An 18433-nucleotide genomic window follows, 5' to 3' on the forward strand; every position below is an offset into this window, starting at 1 on the left:
TAGAAAGATACAAATAAATATTCTATTTTTAAGGCAACAATTGAAAATTCTACTGAACACATGAATCACTTTACGCAAATTTGCACATTTCTTACAGACAGGAACATCGTATTTCGCACTGTCCAACATCAACCAACATTTACTTCCGAAGAATCTGCCAAAGCGAGAGGAGAAGATGTGAAGATGGGCGGCAAGGCTATCGTGATGAAAGTTGACAGCGATTTTAAGTTGTTTGTTCTGAGTGCGGCTTTAAAAGTTGATTCCAAAAAAATTAAAAAGCACTTCAACGCAAAAAGCATTCGCTTTGCGTCGGCAGAAGAATTAATGGAATTGACAGGACTCGTTCCAGGTTCTGTTCCTCCTTTTGGTCGTCCCATTCTGAATCTGGATCTGTTCCTAGATCTCTCAATACTTGAAAATGAAAAAATTGCATTCAATGCCGGTTCACTCACCGATTCAGTCATCCTGAAAACATCCGATTATCTCTCTGTTATCAATGCAGAACAATTCAATTTCTCACTGCAATAAAACTTCGTGGCAACAATAAAATTTTGGCTGTATATTCCTTCACCATAATCAGGGAAAAAATCAATGACAATTGTAAAACGAAGTTTGTTGTTTCTTTATGTAATTTCTTGCGGTGTTGTGGGATTGTTTGCACAGCACACTCGTCCTGAAAAAACCCGTTACGAAGAAACATCACGATATCAAGATGTGATGGATTTCATCGATGCGTTGAAGATTGATGGCAAGGCGATGAAATTGACGTGGTTGGGATATACCACGCAAGGAAAGCGTCTTCCGATGATAGTGTATGGTGATGTAGTAGATACTACGCCGGAAACAATTAAAAAATCCGGTAAGCTCATCGTTTATATTCAAGGAAATATCCACGCCGGTGAAGTTGAGGGGAAAGAAGCAATGCTGGAGCTGCTTCGCGAACTGAAAGAAGGAAAACACTCCGAGTGGAGACGGCGATTGGTATTATTGATTGTGCCGATCTTTAATGCTGACGGAAATGACATGATCAGTCTCTATAATCGTCCCTGGCAGCATGGACCGATTGCAGGAATGGGACAGCGGGCAAATGCACAGATGCTCGACTTGAATCGTGACCATATGAAATTGGAGTCACCGGAAGTTCTTTCGTTTGTGAAGATGCTGAATGAATTCGATCCGCATGTTACTGTCGATCTCCATACGACGAATGGTTCATTCCATGGTTATCATATCACGTACAGTTTTGCGTTAAATCCAGTGATTGATCCTGGATTAGATGAGTTTACGCGGAATGTGTTTTTTCCCAAAGTGGAAGAGAAAGTACAAGCGCAAAAATTTCGCATTCACCGGTATGGCGATTATCTTGAAAAAACTCCAGCGGGAAAACCGGGATACTATTTTTGGGCAACCGAACCTCGATTCAACAGCAATTACGTTGGATTTCGAAACAGATTGGCAATTTTAAGTGAATCGTATTCTTATATCTCATTTCAACAACGAATCAGCTCAACCAAAGCACTTGTCGTTAGTATTTTAGATGTGGCAAACGGCAATTCAATTGCCATTAAAGAGGCGATTGCAAAAGCTGACGAAGCATCGCGGAATATTACAACGGTTGACTCTCTTGGTGTACGATCAGAAGTGATTGAATCAAATCCGGCTCAGGAGATTCTGCTTGCTGCGGTGAAAGAAGAACACAATCCGTACACAAACGAGATTATGTATTTGATGAATGAAGATAGCTTAAGAAAGATTGTGACAACTGAATTCTATTCCACGCGTGCAACGCGAAAAGCAAAAGTACCGGTCCGATATATTATTCCCGATTCGTTAAGCGATGTGATAACGTTACTGCAGCAACATGGAATCAAGCTTGAGCGGATGAAAGAAATGCAGACAATAACTGTTCAACGTTTTGCAATTCAACAGAACACTCAGGCGGAACGGGAATTTCAAAAACATAAAATGAGGACTGTGGAAGGTCAATATGAACCAATTCAACAATCGTTTGCTGCAGGAACGTACGTGGTTGAAATGAATCAGTCGTTATCCCGTCTTATTATGTATTTACTAGAACCAGAATCCGAAGACGGTGCTGTTGTTTGGAATGTGCTGGACAAATATTTCGGCAATGGAAAGGTGTATCCTATCTATAAAGTTATCAATTAATGAAAGGTATCGTATGAAAAGGATCTTTCTTTTTCTTTCTCTCTTCGTATCGTTTGCATTTTCACAATTGCAATATCCAAAAACTGCCACTGTGGATCATCAAGACAGCTATTTCGGGACATCCATAAATGATCCTTACCGATGGCTTGAACAGGATACAGCGATAAATGTGAAACAGTGGGTGGGGGAACAAAATACTGTAACGTTCGGCTATCTTAACCAGATACCGTTTAGGGAAAAAGTAAAAGACCGGCTGACAAAACTCCTGAACTATCCGAAATATACAGCGCCGTTTCGCGCCGGGAAGAATTGGTTTTTCTACAAGAATGATGGTTTGCAGAATCAAAGCGTTCTGTATATCCAGCGCGGATCACTCGATGCAAAAGCTGAACTTTTTCTTGATCCGAATAAACTTTCTGCAGACGGCACAACGTCGTTGCAAGGTTCCGCATTTGATAAGGAAGGAAAATATTTTGCCTACGCAATATCCAAAGCTGGCTCTGATTGGCGGGAGATTTATGTGATGGATGTTCGTACAAAGAAACTATTGAACGATAAGATTGAATGGGCAAAATTTACCGGAATTACATGGTATGGTAACGGTTTTTATTATTCACGCTATCCAATCCCTGTAGATACCGGATCAAAACTTTCTACATCAAATGCATATCACAAAGTCTATTATCATATCCTTGGCACTCCACAATCAAAAGATGCGTTGATTTATGAAGATCCTCAAAATCCGCAGCGGTTATTTGGTATTGGTCTAACGGAAGATCAACGGTTTCTTTCATTGTATATTAATCAGCGTGGATCAAATGGAAATGCGCTGTACTATCGAGATCGCCGAAAGCAGACGGAGTTTCTTCCAATTATGACAACATTCGACGATGATATCAGCATTGTGGATAATATTGGCGATAAGTTATTGCTCTCCACAAATCGCAACGCACCAAATCAAAAAGTTGTTTTGTATGATCCGGCAAATCCGGAGGAAAAAAATTGGAAAGAAATTTTACCGGAAAAACCAGAACCGCTCGTTTCAATTTCCATTGTCGGAAATAAATTGTTTGCGGTATATATGAAGGATGTGAGTAATCGCGTATTCGTATATGATCTGAATGGAAAGCTGGAAAATGAAATTGTCCTTGAAACACTTGGTAATGTCGGCGGTTTTGGCGGTGAACGGAAAGATCAGTATACCTTTTATACATTAACATCGTTTACATATCCTGCTACGATTTACAAATATGACATTGCGACAAAATCATCGTCGTTGTTCCGTAAGACAGAAGTCGATTTCAATCCGAATGACTATGAAACAAACCAAGTGTTTTATCCTAGCAAAGATAGCACGAAGATACCAATGTTTATCGTTCACAAAAAAGGAATTCCTCTTGACGGAAATAATCCTACGTTGCTGTATGGATACGGCGGTTTCAATATCTCCATCGGCCCGAGTTTTAGTGCCTCGCGTTTATTATGGCTGGAACAAGGTGGAGTGTTTGCTGTTGCAAACCTGCGTGGCGGAGGGGAATATGGCGAGAAATGGCACCAAGCTGGCATGCGTATGAACAAACAAAATGTGTTTGATGATTTTATTTCGGCAGCAGAATATCTTATTGCGAATAAATATACAAATCCGTCAAAGCTTGCTATCCAGGGAGGATCGAATGGAGGACTTCTTGTCGGAGCGACTATCAATCAACGTCCCGATCTTTTTAAGGTCGCACTTCCTGCAGTCGGTGTTATGGATATGCTTCGTTTTCACAAATTTACCATTGGATGGGCGTGGGTGAATGATTACGGATCCAGTGACGATTCAGTGCAGTTCAATTATCTAAAAAAATATTCTCCAATTCATAATATCCGTGAAGGAGTGAATTACCCGGCAACGCTAGTAACAACTGCAGATCATGATGACCGTGTTGTGCCGGCACATTCATTTAAATATATTTCTACACTTCAGGAAAAATATAAAGGACCGAATCCGGTGATGATCCGTATTGAAACCTCTGCCGGTCACGGTGCCGGAAAACCAACTGCAAAGATCATTGAAGAAACATCGGACATCTATTCGTTTACCTGGTGGAATATGGGAATTACACCGATGTATTTATTGAAAGAGTGACTCATATTACGCTCTACGAGTCGTAGACAAAACTTAAATAATGCTCATTGTGCGCCTGCCTGGCTGCAAGGTAGTTAAGGAGCAGATTAAATTCTCGAGGTCATCCCTCCCGACGGGTCTATCTACGATTCAACGAATCGTAGATTCGTTGAACGACCCATCGGGTCGTGGACGACGCATTCTTTCCCATTGCACGGGATCCCGAACATCGGGCAAAGAACAAAGGATTTGCTCAGGATGGAGGAGGAGCATTACTGAATTGTCACACTGAGCGAAGCGAAGTGTCTGAGGTAATTCGATCAGATTCTCCTCCTTCGGCGGACAAGTTCGGTCGTCCCCAAAAACAGGACTCCGTCAGAACGACGAGAGGGATAGAATACGGATGACACGGAAAGAAGGGACTCTCGCGGATTAAGAATACTTACGATCAGATTCCTTGCTCCTCTTGTAACGCTCTTTAAGAATTGAAATTACACCAAGAAAGAGTGTCGTTGCGTTTAGACGTCGTTTTCGGTAATTTGATGTTACCGAATGTTTTTCTTATGAAGTTACGGCTACTCTCTATATTATGCTTTTGTTTTATGCTTGCGGGCAATTCTCTTCGCGCGCAAGATAACCTTCCAGAGAAAATCCATACATCCATTGATAAAATATTGGATGATCATCTCGCCGAAATTGAAAATACTCTGATTAACGAAAAAGAAGTAGAAACCAAGACAATTCTGTTAATCACCGTCCCGCTTGAAAACTTTATTGAAGACGTACTGTTTATGATCAACCGACCGGTGGTGATATATCCAAGGGTTATTTATAAAGTTATCCGGGAGCAATTCCGGCAGGGAAAATCTCGGGAAGAAATTGAACGATTGCTTGTGACGATGCAAAAACAGAACAAATTTGAAAAAATATATGCTGCCGAAAAACAAAATTAGTTCAACAATGAACATAGTATTGTCGATAATGCTTGTTGCATTGGCAGCGGTGTATTCATACGCGGGAGACATAAAGCCCTCCGTTGAGGTGGAATTTAATATGTTCTATAATAGAAATTATCCTCAACCATTGTCATTCCAATTTCGCGAAGCAAAACTGTTCCTGGATGCAAATATCAATGAACATTCCACCGCGTTGATTGAATACACCATGAAGGACAATCTCGTCCGCGCACAGCTGGAACGGGCATATTTCATTCAGCACGATCTTCCCTTCAACAGCCAACTGACACTCGGCCAAATAAGGAATCCTTTCGGGTATTTTGACCCATTTACCGTTTCACATTCAACCACAAAAAGTACTCCATTGACACCGGATCCTTTAATGCCGGACTTTATGCTGCGCGATCTGGATGTTGGTATCTATTGGGAATCTCATGGCGAAATGTTCACCGTTGGAATGGGAATACTGAATGGAAACGGTATCAACAATCTCAAAGACGATAATAATTTTAAGGATGTTGTCGGTCACGCTGTCTATTCTGTTGATGTGTTCCAATTGGGTGTGAATGGATATTATGGGCGAAAAAATTCACTATTTGCCAATGGAACGGTAAACAAATATTCAGAGATTGAAGTGACGGCTGCTGGTGTAGAAGCAATGGCCTATATTGGTGATGCTACCGTTGCCTTTGAAGCATTATCGCGAAACTATGGAACACTCCGGAGTGCAGGAAGTTATCTAACGATGAATTACGATCTTTCATTTTTTGTTTCAACATTGCGTACGACATCGCGCATAGAGTTCTTTGATCCGAACAGAAGCCGCAATAATGATGAATCGATCCAGTGGGCACAAGGATTCCTTTATACGATCAGCCGCGGATATCTGGCAAAATTGGAATTTGTGCTGAATCTGGAACAGCACCGCCGTCAAGCAAATGAAATTTTCTTTGAATTAGAATATGAACTGTAATTTCTCTCCGTGAAAAAATTCTCAATCGGCGCTAAATTTCTTCTCTTTGTAACTCCTATTGTTCTCATCGGCGATATTCTTTTTACATTCCTTGCCGTTCAATACAGCCGCGAATATCTGATCAACGAGATGGAGCAGACAATGCTCAGCATCTCTCATACGATTGCCATTGATGTTGCGCGCGGATACGATATTCATAATACTCGAAGTCTCTATAGTCTATTATTCGAGTTGAAACAGCTTGATTCCCGGATCCTTGATGTCTCTATCACCGATTCTACCGGAACAATTGTGGGGGCACTTTCTATGGATCGTGTGTTCACAAAGGATTCTTCGGAACGAGTAACCAATGTGCTGAGGAAAAGAAATGAACAGATTTCATTTCTTGAATCGACTAAACAGAGTATTGTTGTGGTTCCCATTAGAACAATCCCCTCAACAACATTAGTGGGAACGCTGACAATTATTTTCAGCATCGAGAGAATGTATAATGTTATTTATTCTCTTGAAACGATTCTTATTTCCATTTCCGTTGCTGTCTTTTTATTTCTGAGTATCGGAATAGTCCTTCTTGCCCGATTATTGATTGTGAAACCGATTCATCGTTTTTTCCCAACATTGGAGCATATTGAGCGGGGAGATTTTTCTCACCCGATTCAAATTCATAATGATGATGAGATTAGCCAACTTGCGCAGCACGTTAATAAAATGGCAACCGGTTTGAAAGAGCGGGAATTTGTCAAAGATACATTCTCCCGTTATGTTCCGAAAGAAGTTGTTGATCAGTTATTACAGCGAAAGATCCGACCGAAACTTGAGGGAGAGTTGCGTGAAGTGACCGTCTTCTTCAGTGATATTCGCGGATTTACCCGTATGACGGAACGGCTTGGCGCGGAACAAATTGTGTATTTGCTGAATCGGTATTTTACGGCAATGACCGATATTGCAATAACGTACGGCGGCATTATTGATAAATTTTCCGGCGATGAAATTATGATCCTGTTTGGCGCACCGGTCCCAACGGATGAAGATCCGTTACACGCCGTGCGAATGGGTATTGCCATGCAGCAGGGATTGGAAAAGCTGAATATCGAATTTGCCAAAGAAGGATTGGAACATATTTCCATTGGGATTGGAATTGCTACCGGGAAAGTAATTCTCGGAAATATTGGCTCGGAAAAGCGACTCAATTATTCCGTGATAGGAGATACTGTTAATCTTGCCTCCCGACTTGTATCAAAAGCAAAGGCGAATGAAATTTTGATCGATGGTACCACACATAATTTTATTCAGAATCATTTTGTTTGTAATTCTCTTGGCGAAATTGAAGTAAAAGGAAAACAATACCCGGTTGATGTCTATTCTGTAACATCTCCACGATGAACGAAATCGTTGTAAAATCCATCCTCAACAAACACAAGAAACGTGATTCCTGGTTCTTAACCGATTATTCTGTTAATCCATACCAAGGTTGCGCGATGAATTGCCTTTATTGTTATATACGTGGCAGCAAATATGGTGTTCAGATGAATGTTTCGGTTAAAAAAAATGCTGTTGAAATTCTTGACCGCCAATTATCACTCCGAGCTAAGAACAAACAATTCGGTATTATTGCACTTGCTTCGGCTACTGATCCGTATATGCCAATCGAAAAAGAAACAACACTCACCCGGCAGTTTCTTAAAGTAATCCTAAAACATCGGTTCCCTGTGTATGTGATGACTCGATCGGATCTTGTCTTTAGAGATCTGGATATACTTCGTCAGATACAAAAGAGTGCAATTCTTCCTGACGACTTACAAGGCAAGGGAATACAGAATGTGATCATCGCTTCATCATTTTGTACGCTGGATAATGAGATTGCAAAGCGGTTTGAACCGAACGTCAACCCGCCGATGGAACGGATGGAAATGTTGAGAAAACTGAAGCAGGATGGATTCTATGTTGGTGCTCATTTTCTTCCGCTGCTTCCCAAATTGACTGATACAAAAGAATCACTTCAAACATACGTTGGAACCACAAAAGAATATGGTTTGGATTATCTGCTTGTCGGAAGTGTAACGCTGTTTGGCAATAAAGAAGCGGATAGCAAAACTCTCGTGCTCAAGATCATCGAACGATATTATCCTGATGTATACACGGATTATCAGAAACAGTTTTCAAGGCAGGATTATGTCACACAGAAGTATCAATTGAATCTAGAAAAAATTATGAAAGAGCTTTGCTGTAAATCCGGCTTAAAATATGGAATCTCTTGATGGAAATAACTCCATTTTCATGCTAAATTACTACATCACATTTCTATAAAATTCATCCCCAAACCCCTTGCGTATTACCACTGTATTTATTACAATGACTTAAAGTTATTCTTGAACAAGAGACAATTCTTGCCAATAACGACAATCAGAACATTCCCCTCGATTTTTCCGAATTTTCATATTCGCCTGCAAATCCATATGCATCTCCAACGCTATGCTATCACCTTTTTGTATGGCATAACGATAATCCACTATTTCCATTCACTATGTGAGGTTCTAACAACGCAATGGCAAAAAAGAAGAAAATTTTTGTTCTCGATACCAACGTTGTTTTACACGATAGTTCATGCATCTATCAATTCAAAGAACATGATGTTGTCATTCCGGTAACAGTACTAGAGGAGCTCGACGCATTTAAAAAAGGAAACGAATCAATAAACTTTCACGCACGCGAATTTGCCCGTAATGTTGATGCAATGAGCGGCGATCACATCTTCAATGGCGGTATCAAGATTGGGCCTGGACTCGGCAAGATTACCGTACGTCTAGAACAGGACTTTCACAAAGATATCTATTCCTCGTTTTCTCAAAGCAAGCCAGATCATCAGATTTTAAATACCGCATACTGTTTAGCAAAAGAACAATCATCGCGTGAAGTAATACTTGTTTCCAAGGATGTCAATTTACGGATGAAGGCTAAGGCGGTCGGTTTGCCTGCGCAAGATTATAAGAACGACCAGGTAAAGAATCTCACAGAACTGTATACAGGACATCGCACAGTTGAAAATGTTGACGAAAAAGTGATCACGCGTCTTCACGCAAATCCGTTTAAGGTTCAGCCGGATGAATTGCCGACAAATCATTTCCGTCCGAATGAATTCATCATTTTGCGGAACGGAAAGCAATCGACACTCGCAACATTCGATGCAGAACGGCAGCAGATTTCCAAAATAGAAAAGAACGTTGCTTATGGTATTGCACCGCATAATGCCGAACAGATTTTTGCATTGAACGCATTAATGAATCCCGATATCCAATTGGTGACGATCTCAGGAAAAGCGGGAACGGGAAAGACATTGCTTGCTCTTGCAGCAGCACTTGAACGGCGAAAACTTTATCGGCAGATCTTTATGGCGCGTCCGATTGTTCCATTATCCAACAAAGATATTGGATTTCTTCCAGGCGACATCGAATCGAAACTCGATCCGTACATGCAGCCATTGTTCGATAACCTGAATGTGATCAAAAATCAATATCAGGAATCGGACCAACAGTATCAGCGTATTGATCAATTACTGCAGGATGAAAAATTGGTGATTGAAGCATTGTCCTATATCCGCGGACGAAGTTTGGTAAAGATATTTTTTATTGTCGACGAGGCTCAGAACCTTACACCGCATGAAGTGAAAACCATCATCACGCGAGCAGGAGAAGGGACGAAGATCGTCCTGACCGGAGATATCTATCAGATTGACCATCCATATCTCGACAGTATGTCCAATGGATTAAGCTATCTGATTGAAAAGATGCAGGGGCAAAAGATTTACGCGCACATCAATCTGGAAAAAGGAGAACGATCAAAGTTAGCAGAATTAGCGAGCAACTTACTGTAATTCTATTCAAATAAGATCTCGCAGGTTTCCAAAACCTGCGAGGTCTTCATGGACAATTCTCATGAAAAATTACTCACGGCGTCAATTCATCCAAACATCTGCATCGCTTGGTGCAGGTGCGTTTCTTGCCAGTTGTGCTCCATCCGCAGCATCAATTTCTCATCGCACACAATTCGATCTCATAATCAAAGGAGGGAGAGTAATTGATGGAACCGGTATTGCAGAAACTCTCGCTGATGTTGGGATTCGGGACGGAAAGATTATTACCGTTGGTAACATTGAAAGCATTGATACAATGCGAATAGTCAATGCAAATGGAATGCATGTGGTTCCGGGATTTGTTGATATTCACACGCATACCGATTCAGCAATTCTCCGGCTTCCGACTGCGGACAGCAAATTACGACAGGGAGTAACAACCGAAGTAGGAGGTGCAGATGGTGAATCACGCGCTCCTCGTAAAGTTCTTGGAGAGGATGACGAACAATTATATACAGACCTTGACGGATTTTTTAATCATCTGCAGAAAAAAGGATCTGCTCAAAATCTTGCATCAATGGTAGGGCTTGGAACTATCCGCGAAGTTGTTGTGGGTGAAGATGATCGTCCGGCAACACCGGAAGAGATGAAAGCGATGAAACGAGAGGTGAAAAAAGCGATTGAGCAAGGGGCTTGCGGTGTTTCAACAGGATTGGAATATACCCCCGGAAGTTTTGCATCAACAGAAGAGTTGTGGGAGTTGACCAAAGCTGCTCCAGAACCGTATCGGTTGTATTCATCACATATGCGGAATGAAGATAACAGAGTACTTGAAGCGATTGAAGAAGCGATTAGTATTGCACGCAATTCCGGAGGCCGTTTACTAATATCACATCTAAAATCATCCTATAAAGTGAATTGGTATAAGAATGAAATTACTATTAAGATGATGGAAAATGCGATTGCGGAAGGGATCGAAGTTCACGCCGATCGATACCCCTACATTGCATACCAGACCGGTCTTGCAAATCTCTTTCCGTTGTGGTCACGTGATGGAGGGACGGAACAATTTATGATTCGGTTGAAAGACCGATCAATCGTAGAAAAAATACGGCCGGAGACGTTACGGAAGATCAACGGCTTGGGATCGTGGGATTCCGTGATGATCACATCAACGAAACTGGAAGAGCACAAAACATACATCGGCAAAACAATTCAACAGATCGTCACTCAATTGAATGTCGATGCTTTTGAATTTGCAGTCGATCTCATGATCAAAGAAAATGGTTCTGTTGGCATGGTCGGTTTTGGAATGGATGAAGAGGGAACAGAATTGGTTCTTCGATGGAAGAATACAATCGTTGCTTCGGATGGCGGCGCATATTCACCGGCGTCAAAATCAAACCCGCATCCCCGAACGTATGGAACGTTTCCCCGCGCAATTTCCTATTATCAAAAAGAACGAAATGTCTGTTCGCTGCCGGAAATGATACGGAAAATGACTTCGATGCCGGCACAAAAAATTGGCTTGAAAGATCGTGGAGTGATCGCAGAGGGAAAAGCAGCAGACATCGTCATCTTTGATTACGCAACGATTAAAGACAATGCAACATTTCTCAATCCGCATCAATTTCCGACCGGAATACCGTTCGTTATTGTGAACGGGCAATTTGCTGTTGATAATAATTCGATCACGGGGAAACTAGCAGGAAAGGTTTTGCGAAGCGGTTCATTTGCGGTGTAATGGTCATTTATCTTTTTAAGGTTCATCGCGTCCCACAAATCTACCTTTTCCTGAAAGAAATCTGATTGCCCGTTCAATATTCCTTTTGACCGCTGCTTCACTTTTCAACGAAACAATATATCGAACAATTTCTTTTCTACGTGATGGCGGCAGACCTTTAAACACCGATTGTGCTTTTCCATTTTTCTGTAATGCACTCTTCAATGCTGCTGGCATCTTGATTGTTCTTGATCTCGGATCGTGCGCAATACTCACCTCTGCTATGTCGCCGACGTCGATCCCAGCTCCTTTCCTCATTGGCGTGTTCAAATATAAACGCCACTTTCCTTGATACTTTACGAGTGTTTGTGTGAAAGGAAATCCGTTTAATGTCCCGCGCACCTGGATCGGTCCTGTTTCTCTTCCTGATTGATCAAAAAGCAATCGCAATGCCATTTTTGTCGGAATCACATACGGATTTATTCCAATGATACGAATCCGTGCGAAAAACGATGCTAATTCACCAGACATAAATTTTTTACGATAAAGTTTGATACATTACTGCGGAATTTTCATCACCATCATCACTGCCGCTGCCAGTGGTGTAACCAATGCAAGTAGACCCCAAATATCCCACGCACGATAAAGCGAATGAAACTGTTCCCAATCAAAATTCGTTGCTGATGTTTCCACTGTAGTAAAAGCATAAATCTTTTTTTGCAGCGGTGCTACCTTTGCCATGAAAACAATTCCCGAAATAATGAAGAGGATAATCGACCAAAGAATCCATCCGGTTGTCAGCATGGGAAAGTGACCGATTATAGCTGTCATAACGCCCGCCGCGGAGATAATGATAACGCCCGGTGTTGTAAAGTAATTATCAAAGTCTATAATACCTTTCATCGTATGCGCAATGATAGTGATATTTTTTGTCTGCACGGCATAACGCATCCAAAAAAGGCCAGTTACGATATTCCCCAAGAAAAGTATGACGGCGATAACATGAATCATTTTGTACAGTGAATATTCCATAAGGTTATCCTTGGCAGTACTATAAAAACCACATTTACAACAATGCATATTTCAATAACAGTGACAATTTTAATCTCTTAAGGGTCCAATTCCCCGCCGGTTGCGGTGTCATTCCGGCGAAAGTCTACAAAGTGATGCCTTCGGCACCGGAATCCAGGACCTGGATGCCAGCGTACGCTGGTTCCGCCTTTTTGAATCCCGCTATACGGAATTCGAAAGGCGGGACATGACAAGATACTTCGCGGCTTGCTGCGAGGACATTTATTTTTTGAATCACTCTAACGGTGAAGCTTTGCGATGGCGGGGATGAGAGAATGTCTTACTCGTTTGCAAATGCCCGCTGAATACTTTTCGTCCAAGTTAAGTAAAAAGCTGAAGCTATATCTGTCGCGTCCCTCTAATGCAAAACCCGTGTTAGTAGTTTGTTGTTTTATTCTGTTGTCAATAATTGCTCAAAGAATCCACCGATATTATTTATCTTGTCTATAAAGTGAATCTCCAAAATCCAGTGTCTTTTGTTTCCGTGTTTATCCAATAGAAATATGCTGCTATGATTGTCAGGATGAATATCTAAACACAAATCCTTAGGGTCATCGGGTTGCTCATGAGGAAAACGACCTACGATGTGACCTGCTATCTCATTTCCAAACGTGTACCCATAGCGTTTCGCTAGTTCAACAACGTAATTAAAATATTCCGCACCGGTAAGGTTGCTTTGCTTCGAATACCATGTATGTGCTTCATGCCAAGCGTCTTCTACATCTTTTTTTAACTTCAATTTTAAAGGATTATTTCCGATAACATAGGTTCTTCCTAAATCCGCTTCCCAGCCATTATAGATGGGGCCGAAATCTAAAAACACTATATCGTCATTTTGAATAACCCTGTCAACCGGGTTTCCATTGAACGGTTGAAGTGTATTGATGCCAGCCCGTACAATTTTTTTATGCCAGTACGTTTCAATACCAAAAAGTTCTTTGGCAAGTTTAATCACTTCATCTGATAACTCTCTTTCAGACTTTCCTGAAACTATTAATCCACGTTGTTCTACGGTATGAAATAATTCTTTTGCCTTTTGTTCGGCAAGGATTAAATTTTGTTTTGCTTCATTCATAATTTTAATTTATTGGGACTACTCAGCAGAATTACATAAAAATTCAAACACATGCCACCAAATCCCGCCAAACGACGAGTCGGGCAGGCACGAAAGGAATTTGAACCATTATCCCTAAGAGTTTGGTGAAATTTTGTGTTTTCGTGATAAAAAATCCTAAACTCTGAGTAGTTACATTTATTAATTTAGGTTGGTTAATTTTGTGTTTTGGTTATTTATTATATTTTCCATTTCTTTCTCAGTTGATCAATTCTCAAATTTAAACCCTCAGCAAACCACGGAACGCCCTGGCAGCATAGTAAGATTCTGCACCGTTGTGATACACGAAGACATTGTCGTAGCGGAAATCAGCAAAGAGGGCACCGCCAAGTTCTCTGATATCCGAAGGTGTTTTTATCCAACTCGATGTTTTCGTATCAAAATATCCAAGTTTCTGCAATTCTCGATATTGTTCTTCAGTTAAAATCTCAATGCCCATAGCAGCAGCCATATCAATAGCGCTATTCTTCGGTTTATGTTCTTTTCTTGACTCCAGCGCTTCACGGTCGTAACAAAGACTTCTGCGGCCGCTAGGGCTTTCCGCTGAACAATCATAAAAAATGTACTCGTGTCTCTTTTTATCGTAACCAACAACATCCGGTTCACCGCCAGTTCTTTCCATTTCATTGAGTGACCACAGTTTTTCAGTATTAGCTTCCAGCGTTGCCTGTACTGTAGCCCATTCAAGGCCTTTATGTCGGTTCATGTTTTTCTCAAAACGGTCTTCCAACGCTCTGAGCAGTTCTTCACGTTGCTTTGGTGACAACTCCTTTTTATTACTATTAGTCTTCTTCATACTTTTATATTACCTCTGTTGAATATTCATTTATTGATTAACCGAAATGATTTTTCTATCTGCAGGTCTGAAATACCAAGACATTACGGTCAGAACGAGAAGCAACAGCGAAGGAAATATTTCAATCACAGGATCACTTATGGCGATATGTGAAAATGCCGCTCCGGTCATGATAAAGAAAAATCCTGCATAAGTCCATTCCTTCAGTAAAGGAAATTTAGGAATAAGCATTGCAACGACTCCCAACATTTTCCAAGCGCCAAGGATTGTCAGCAAATAGAGAGGATAACCCAAATGGGTAATCATATCTGCACCCCCTTGTCCTTTAAAATTGAATAACTGTCCTAAACCGGTTGACAGCATTCCTAATGAAAGCCAGAGCGTAGCAATCCAATAGATAATTTTACCTGCTTTGCCGGCAGACAGGTTTCTCTTCGCCATATCTTTTCTCCCTATTGTGAGATATTATTTTAATTTGTTTACAATCTCTTGTAATCGGTTATGCGCCATGTTGATGCCTTGAGCAAAGGGTAACTTCAGCATCTGGTCCCTGAGTGCGACCGACTTATATACGATATGCATATTGAGTTTGCTGGTGTTGTCCGTGAGTTTTTCAAATTCTAAGAACTCAAGCTGGACACCAAAAGGGGTATTCTCCATTTCAAATGTGCGCGTGATTTTCTGGTTCGTGCTAAACTCATGGATCACACCATTGAATCCGTGTTTGTTTCCTTTGGGATCAGTTGTTTCAAATTGGTAACCGCCGTGCTTTTTATTTTCAAGTTTCAGCACTTTTGTTCCCATCCACTGCTCAACAATGCTGGGATCTGCATACGCTGTAAAAAGTAATTCCAACGGCAAATCAAATTCCCGCGTAATCATTAAATCCTGTTTGCCATCTTCAGCGTTGATTTTTGTCCCGTTGTAAGGGATGCTGTGCAGCGGCATTTTCCGTTCCATAGTATTTTATTTTTTTTGTTTGTAGTTTTTCATGATTGTTTCCAATTTATTGAACCTGTCATCCCACATTTTTGCAAAAGGCATCAGCCATTCAGCTATTTCTTTCATTTTGTTAGGATTGAAGTGATAATAAATTTCTCTGCCGTTTTGCTCTTGTTCAATCAGTTCGCACTCGGTAAGTATCTGCAGGTGTTTTGAAACGGTCGGTCTTGCCGTATCAAAGTTTGAGGCAATCGCGCCTGCCGTCATCGATTGTGAAGCAACCAACAGAAGTATAGCTCTTCTTGTCGGATCTGCTATGGCTTGAAATACATCTCGTCGTAAATTCATTATATTTTATTGTGTAGTTATTTGACTACAATATACATGAAGTTATTTGACTACGCAAGTTTTTTTTGCAAATTATTATCACTGGATGGTTTTGAGTGTTGTTAGCCGTAGGTTTGAATGATTGTCAGCCGATGACTAAAGAAGGGTAGAAGGATAGTGTTGAAATGATAATTGTACGCCAGAATTATTGCGATGTTGTCCGCAGCCCTGCCGGTTGATATACGAAATGTGTTTACTTTTTTTCTTTTAGAGATGTGCGGATGATTTCATTCAGAGCGTTTAGATCAACGTCTTTAAGTGTATTTATGTAGAGGCAGCCAATACCTGTCTTGTGTTTACCCAGCTTTTTAAGAACGACAGCTTGTTTCTTAATATCTACCATAAGGTACAGCGATAGATTCGCTTTACGGGGAGAGAAACCTATAAGGAACCAATCAACTTCCCTGCCAGTGGTGGGACTTTTGTATCGTTTATTCCCAAAACCGATGATAGAACTGCTCCATAACACTGGTTCTTCCCCGGTTGCTTTTTTCATCATTTCCAAAAGCGCAAAACTGTCCTTGCGCTTTTGTTCATCCTTAACAGAGTTGATAAAATCCTCCACGTTTGCTAAGGTTGGTTTTGTTTTTATTTCAACCAGTTTTGATTTTTTAGCCATTTGAAAATATAATTTGTTTCACATTTGTTTCGTATATCGGTTTGTGGCTACAAGAAGTTGGCGATTTTGAAGCACTAAACTTCTGCCACTACCAAACTTGATACGAAGTCCAAAGCTTCATTTAACCACTGAATCACCAATTTCTTGAAGCTGCTGTTAGCGGTTCGACTCTCTTTTTTGTAATTAATATTACTCTTCGCCAAAGTAGTCACTATCAATTTTTTTAAGTTCGTATATCTGTTGTGTCGTGCAACCAAGATTGTAGTCCATCATCAGTTGAGCCAATTGTTCTCCGTCAATAAGCACAATTTTAGTTTCATTTTTTGGTGTGTATTCCAAAGCTTCTTTTGTAAAATTTGATGTCGTGATGAAGATGCCTTTTTTAGCACCTTGTCCAGCTAAAGCACCAACAAATTTGTGTAGTTCTGGCCGCCCAACTACATTTCCTGGTCTCCAACGTTTGGCTTGAATGTAAATAATGTCAAGCCCGAGTTTATCTTCTTTTATTGTTCCATCAATTCCTTCGTCACCACTTTTTCCTATTGCTTTTCCTGCGTCCTTGATAGATCCACCGTATCCCATTTTTACTAACAATTCAACGACAAGTCTCTCAAAAAATGTTGGCGATAAATCAACCACTCGGTTACGCAATTCAGACGCTAATGATTTTCTAATTCGTTGATATGCCTTGTCAAGATTTTCTTCTGGTGTTTGTTCGTTTATTTCTACAATTACAACTTCTTCTTCACTGTCATTTCGGCTTGCGTTTTGAAATTCGAGAAATGCAGGAAATTGTCTTAAATATTTTGCATCTACTCGCTCAGGGTTTTTCTTTAGAGTGTCAAGTCCAATTTGAGTAATAACAAAAGTTGCCCGTTTGGGTGAGTCAAGAAGTCCTGCTTTTTTTAAATATGTTTTTGCCCAACCAACTCTGTTATCAAAAATTGCTTGATTACCACTTGCTAAAAGTTCTTTTCTTTCCTCGTCCGTCACTTGAAATTCAGTCGCTAAATTTTCAATTAGATCTCTATATTTATGTTCCTGTCTGTCCGAGACAAGTTTGAGTAAAGGAAGCATTAACGATTGATAGTCCGGTATCATATTTTTCGATTATTATCTGTTCGTTTTGTTGATGGTGTATCGTCTTTTAAGCTAACCATTAACGTTTGTAATATCTCAGTAGTTTATTTTTTCTGCATAAACATGCGTCTATTATACCATTTTAGCATGATTTACGCAATGCGTCTATTTGGCTCTTGCCTGTAATATTTTGGCCGGTTTGACTGTTGTATTGCCTCATCCATTGGATTTAAAATCTTTCCGAGCGATTTCTTGTGATGTGTCTTAATTATTTTTGTATATACCATAAATCGACTCCGTTTTCTTATAAATGTGTTGCAAAATTATGACGTAAGCCATACACACTTTTTTTTCCTAATTATTTCTTGCACAAGAACAGTAAGCAACAATATTTTTGGTGCTTCGGATTCAATCATTAATAATTTCTTTTTTGATAGTACAATTTATCATATGGACTTAAATAGTATTGTATTGAACAACTCTGCCAAATTTTGTACGTTACGTCCATCATTTTACAGCTTAAGTCATTGTCTAAGAGTAGGATTCATGTTTCTTCTTCCGGTAAGAGATTTGTCGAACTTTTTATGCATAACTCGCTTTTCGTCGAACTGTAAAAACCACGTGGAACAGATTCGCTGACTTC

The 18433-nt window shown here is 40.4% G+C and carries 19 protein-coding genes; 10 read left to right on the plus strand and 9 right to left on the minus strand.

The genetic code is table 11. The features are described from left to right. Positions 1 to 60: 60 nt before the first annotated feature. From WDA22_14580 to WDA22_14625, 10 genes are all read left to right on the plus strand, one after another. Complete coding sequence (locus WDA22_14580) at positions 61 to 528, plus strand: YbaK/EbsC family protein (GenBank protein MFA5834701.1); 468 nt, start codon at positions 61 to 63, stop codon at positions 526 to 528. Positions 529 to 591: 63 nt separating this feature from the next. Further along, complete coding sequence (locus WDA22_14585; GenBank protein ID MFA5834702.1) at positions 592 to 2169, plus strand: M14 family metallopeptidase; 1578 nt, start codon at positions 592 to 594, stop codon at positions 2167 to 2169. Positions 2170 to 2182: 13 nt separating this feature from the next. Continuing rightward, entirely contained in the window at positions 2183 to 4300 is a 2118-nt protein-coding gene (locus tag WDA22_14590; GenBank protein ID MFA5834703.1) for a prolyl oligopeptidase family serine peptidase, read from the plus strand. A gap of 167 nt (positions 4301 to 4467) precedes the next feature. Continuing rightward, a complete protein-coding gene (locus WDA22_14595; GenBank protein ID MFA5834704.1) occupies positions 4468 to 4686 on the plus strand; it encodes a hypothetical protein in 219 nt (72 codons plus the stop codon). A 156-nt stretch (positions 4687 to 4842) separates the two neighbouring features. Further along, positions 4843 to 5232, plus strand: coding sequence for a hypothetical protein (locus WDA22_14600; protein ID MFA5834705.1), 390 nt, complete (start codon positions 4843 to 4845; stop codon positions 5230 to 5232). Between the two features lie 7 nt (positions 5233 to 5239). After that, the gene (locus WDA22_14605) at positions 5240 to 6208 is read left to right on the plus strand and encodes a hypothetical protein (protein MFA5834706.1); all 969 of its coding nucleotides are present in this window, start codon (positions 5240 to 5242) and stop codon (positions 6206 to 6208) included. 9 nt (positions 6209 to 6217) lie between these two features. Beyond that, complete coding sequence (locus WDA22_14610) at positions 6218 to 7591, plus strand: adenylate/guanylate cyclase domain-containing protein (protein ID MFA5834707.1); 1374 nt, start codon at positions 6218 to 6220, stop codon at positions 7589 to 7591. Further along, a complete protein-coding gene (locus WDA22_14615; GenBank protein MFA5834708.1) occupies positions 7588 to 8466 on the plus strand; it encodes a radical SAM protein in 879 nt (292 codons plus the stop codon). The genes WDA22_14610 and WDA22_14615 overlap by 4 nt, the downstream gene beginning before the upstream one ends. A 287-nt stretch (positions 8467 to 8753) precedes the next feature. Next, positions 8754 to 10079: a PhoH family protein gene (locus WDA22_14620; GenBank protein MFA5834709.1), complete on the plus strand. Its 1326-nt coding sequence runs from the start codon at positions 8754 to 8756 to the stop codon at positions 10077 to 10079. A gap of 61 nt (positions 10080 to 10140) precedes the next feature. Then, positions 10141 to 11802 carry an amidohydrolase family protein gene (locus tag WDA22_14625; GenBank protein MFA5834710.1) on the plus strand — a complete coding sequence of 554 codons (1662 nt, stop codon included), beginning with the start codon at positions 10141 to 10143 and terminating at the stop codon, positions 11800 to 11802. Between the two features lie 15 nt (positions 11803 to 11817). Here WDA22_14625 and WDA22_14630 read toward each other — a convergent pair whose 3' ends face one another. From WDA22_14630 to WDA22_14670, 9 genes are all read right to left on the minus strand, one after another. Continuing rightward, positions 11818 to 12312: a YdeI/OmpD-associated family protein gene (locus tag WDA22_14630; GenBank protein MFA5834711.1), complete on the minus strand. Its 495-nt coding sequence runs from the start codon at positions 12310 to 12312 to the stop codon at positions 11818 to 11820. Positions 12313 to 12339: 27 nt separating this feature from the next. After that, positions 12340 to 12813 (minus strand): DUF2269 family protein, encoded by a 474-nt coding sequence (locus WDA22_14635; protein ID MFA5834712.1) that lies wholly within the window; start codon positions 12811 to 12813, stop codon positions 12340 to 12342. Positions 12814 to 13243: 430 nt separating this feature from the next. After that, positions 13244 to 13927, minus strand: coding sequence for a M24 family metallopeptidase (locus tag WDA22_14640; GenBank protein ID MFA5834713.1), 684 nt, complete (start codon positions 13925 to 13927; stop codon positions 13244 to 13246). 259 nt (positions 13928 to 14186) lie between these two features. After that, positions 14187 to 14762, minus strand: coding sequence for a DUF4256 domain-containing protein (locus tag WDA22_14645; protein ID MFA5834714.1), 576 nt, complete (start codon positions 14760 to 14762; stop codon positions 14187 to 14189). A gap of 30 nt (positions 14763 to 14792) precedes the next feature. Beyond that, positions 14793 to 15203 (minus strand): DoxX family protein, encoded by a 411-nt coding sequence (locus tag WDA22_14650; protein ID MFA5834715.1) that lies wholly within the window; start codon positions 15201 to 15203, stop codon positions 14793 to 14795. Between the two features lie 24 nt (positions 15204 to 15227). Continuing rightward, entirely contained in the window at positions 15228 to 15722 is a 495-nt protein-coding gene (locus WDA22_14655) for an SRPBCC domain-containing protein (protein MFA5834716.1), read from the minus strand. A gap of 6 nt (positions 15723 to 15728) precedes the next feature. Continuing rightward, a complete protein-coding gene (locus WDA22_14660; protein ID MFA5834717.1) occupies positions 15729 to 16052 on the minus strand; it encodes a metalloregulator ArsR/SmtB family transcription factor in 324 nt (107 codons plus the stop codon). A 232-nt stretch (positions 16053 to 16284) separates the two neighbouring features. Further along, positions 16285 to 16710, minus strand: coding sequence for a DUF1801 domain-containing protein (locus WDA22_14665; protein ID MFA5834718.1), 426 nt, complete (start codon positions 16708 to 16710; stop codon positions 16285 to 16287). Between the two features lie 189 nt (positions 16711 to 16899). Continuing rightward, complete coding sequence (locus WDA22_14670) at positions 16900 to 17811, minus strand: restriction endonuclease (GenBank protein MFA5834719.1); 912 nt, start codon at positions 17809 to 17811, stop codon at positions 16900 to 16902. Between the last annotated feature and the right edge of the window lie 622 nt (positions 17812 to 18433).

The organism is Bacteroidota bacterium (assembly GCA_041658205.1).
Classification (GTDB): domain Bacteria; phylum Bacteroidota; class Ignavibacteria; order UBA10030; family UBA8401; genus UBA8401.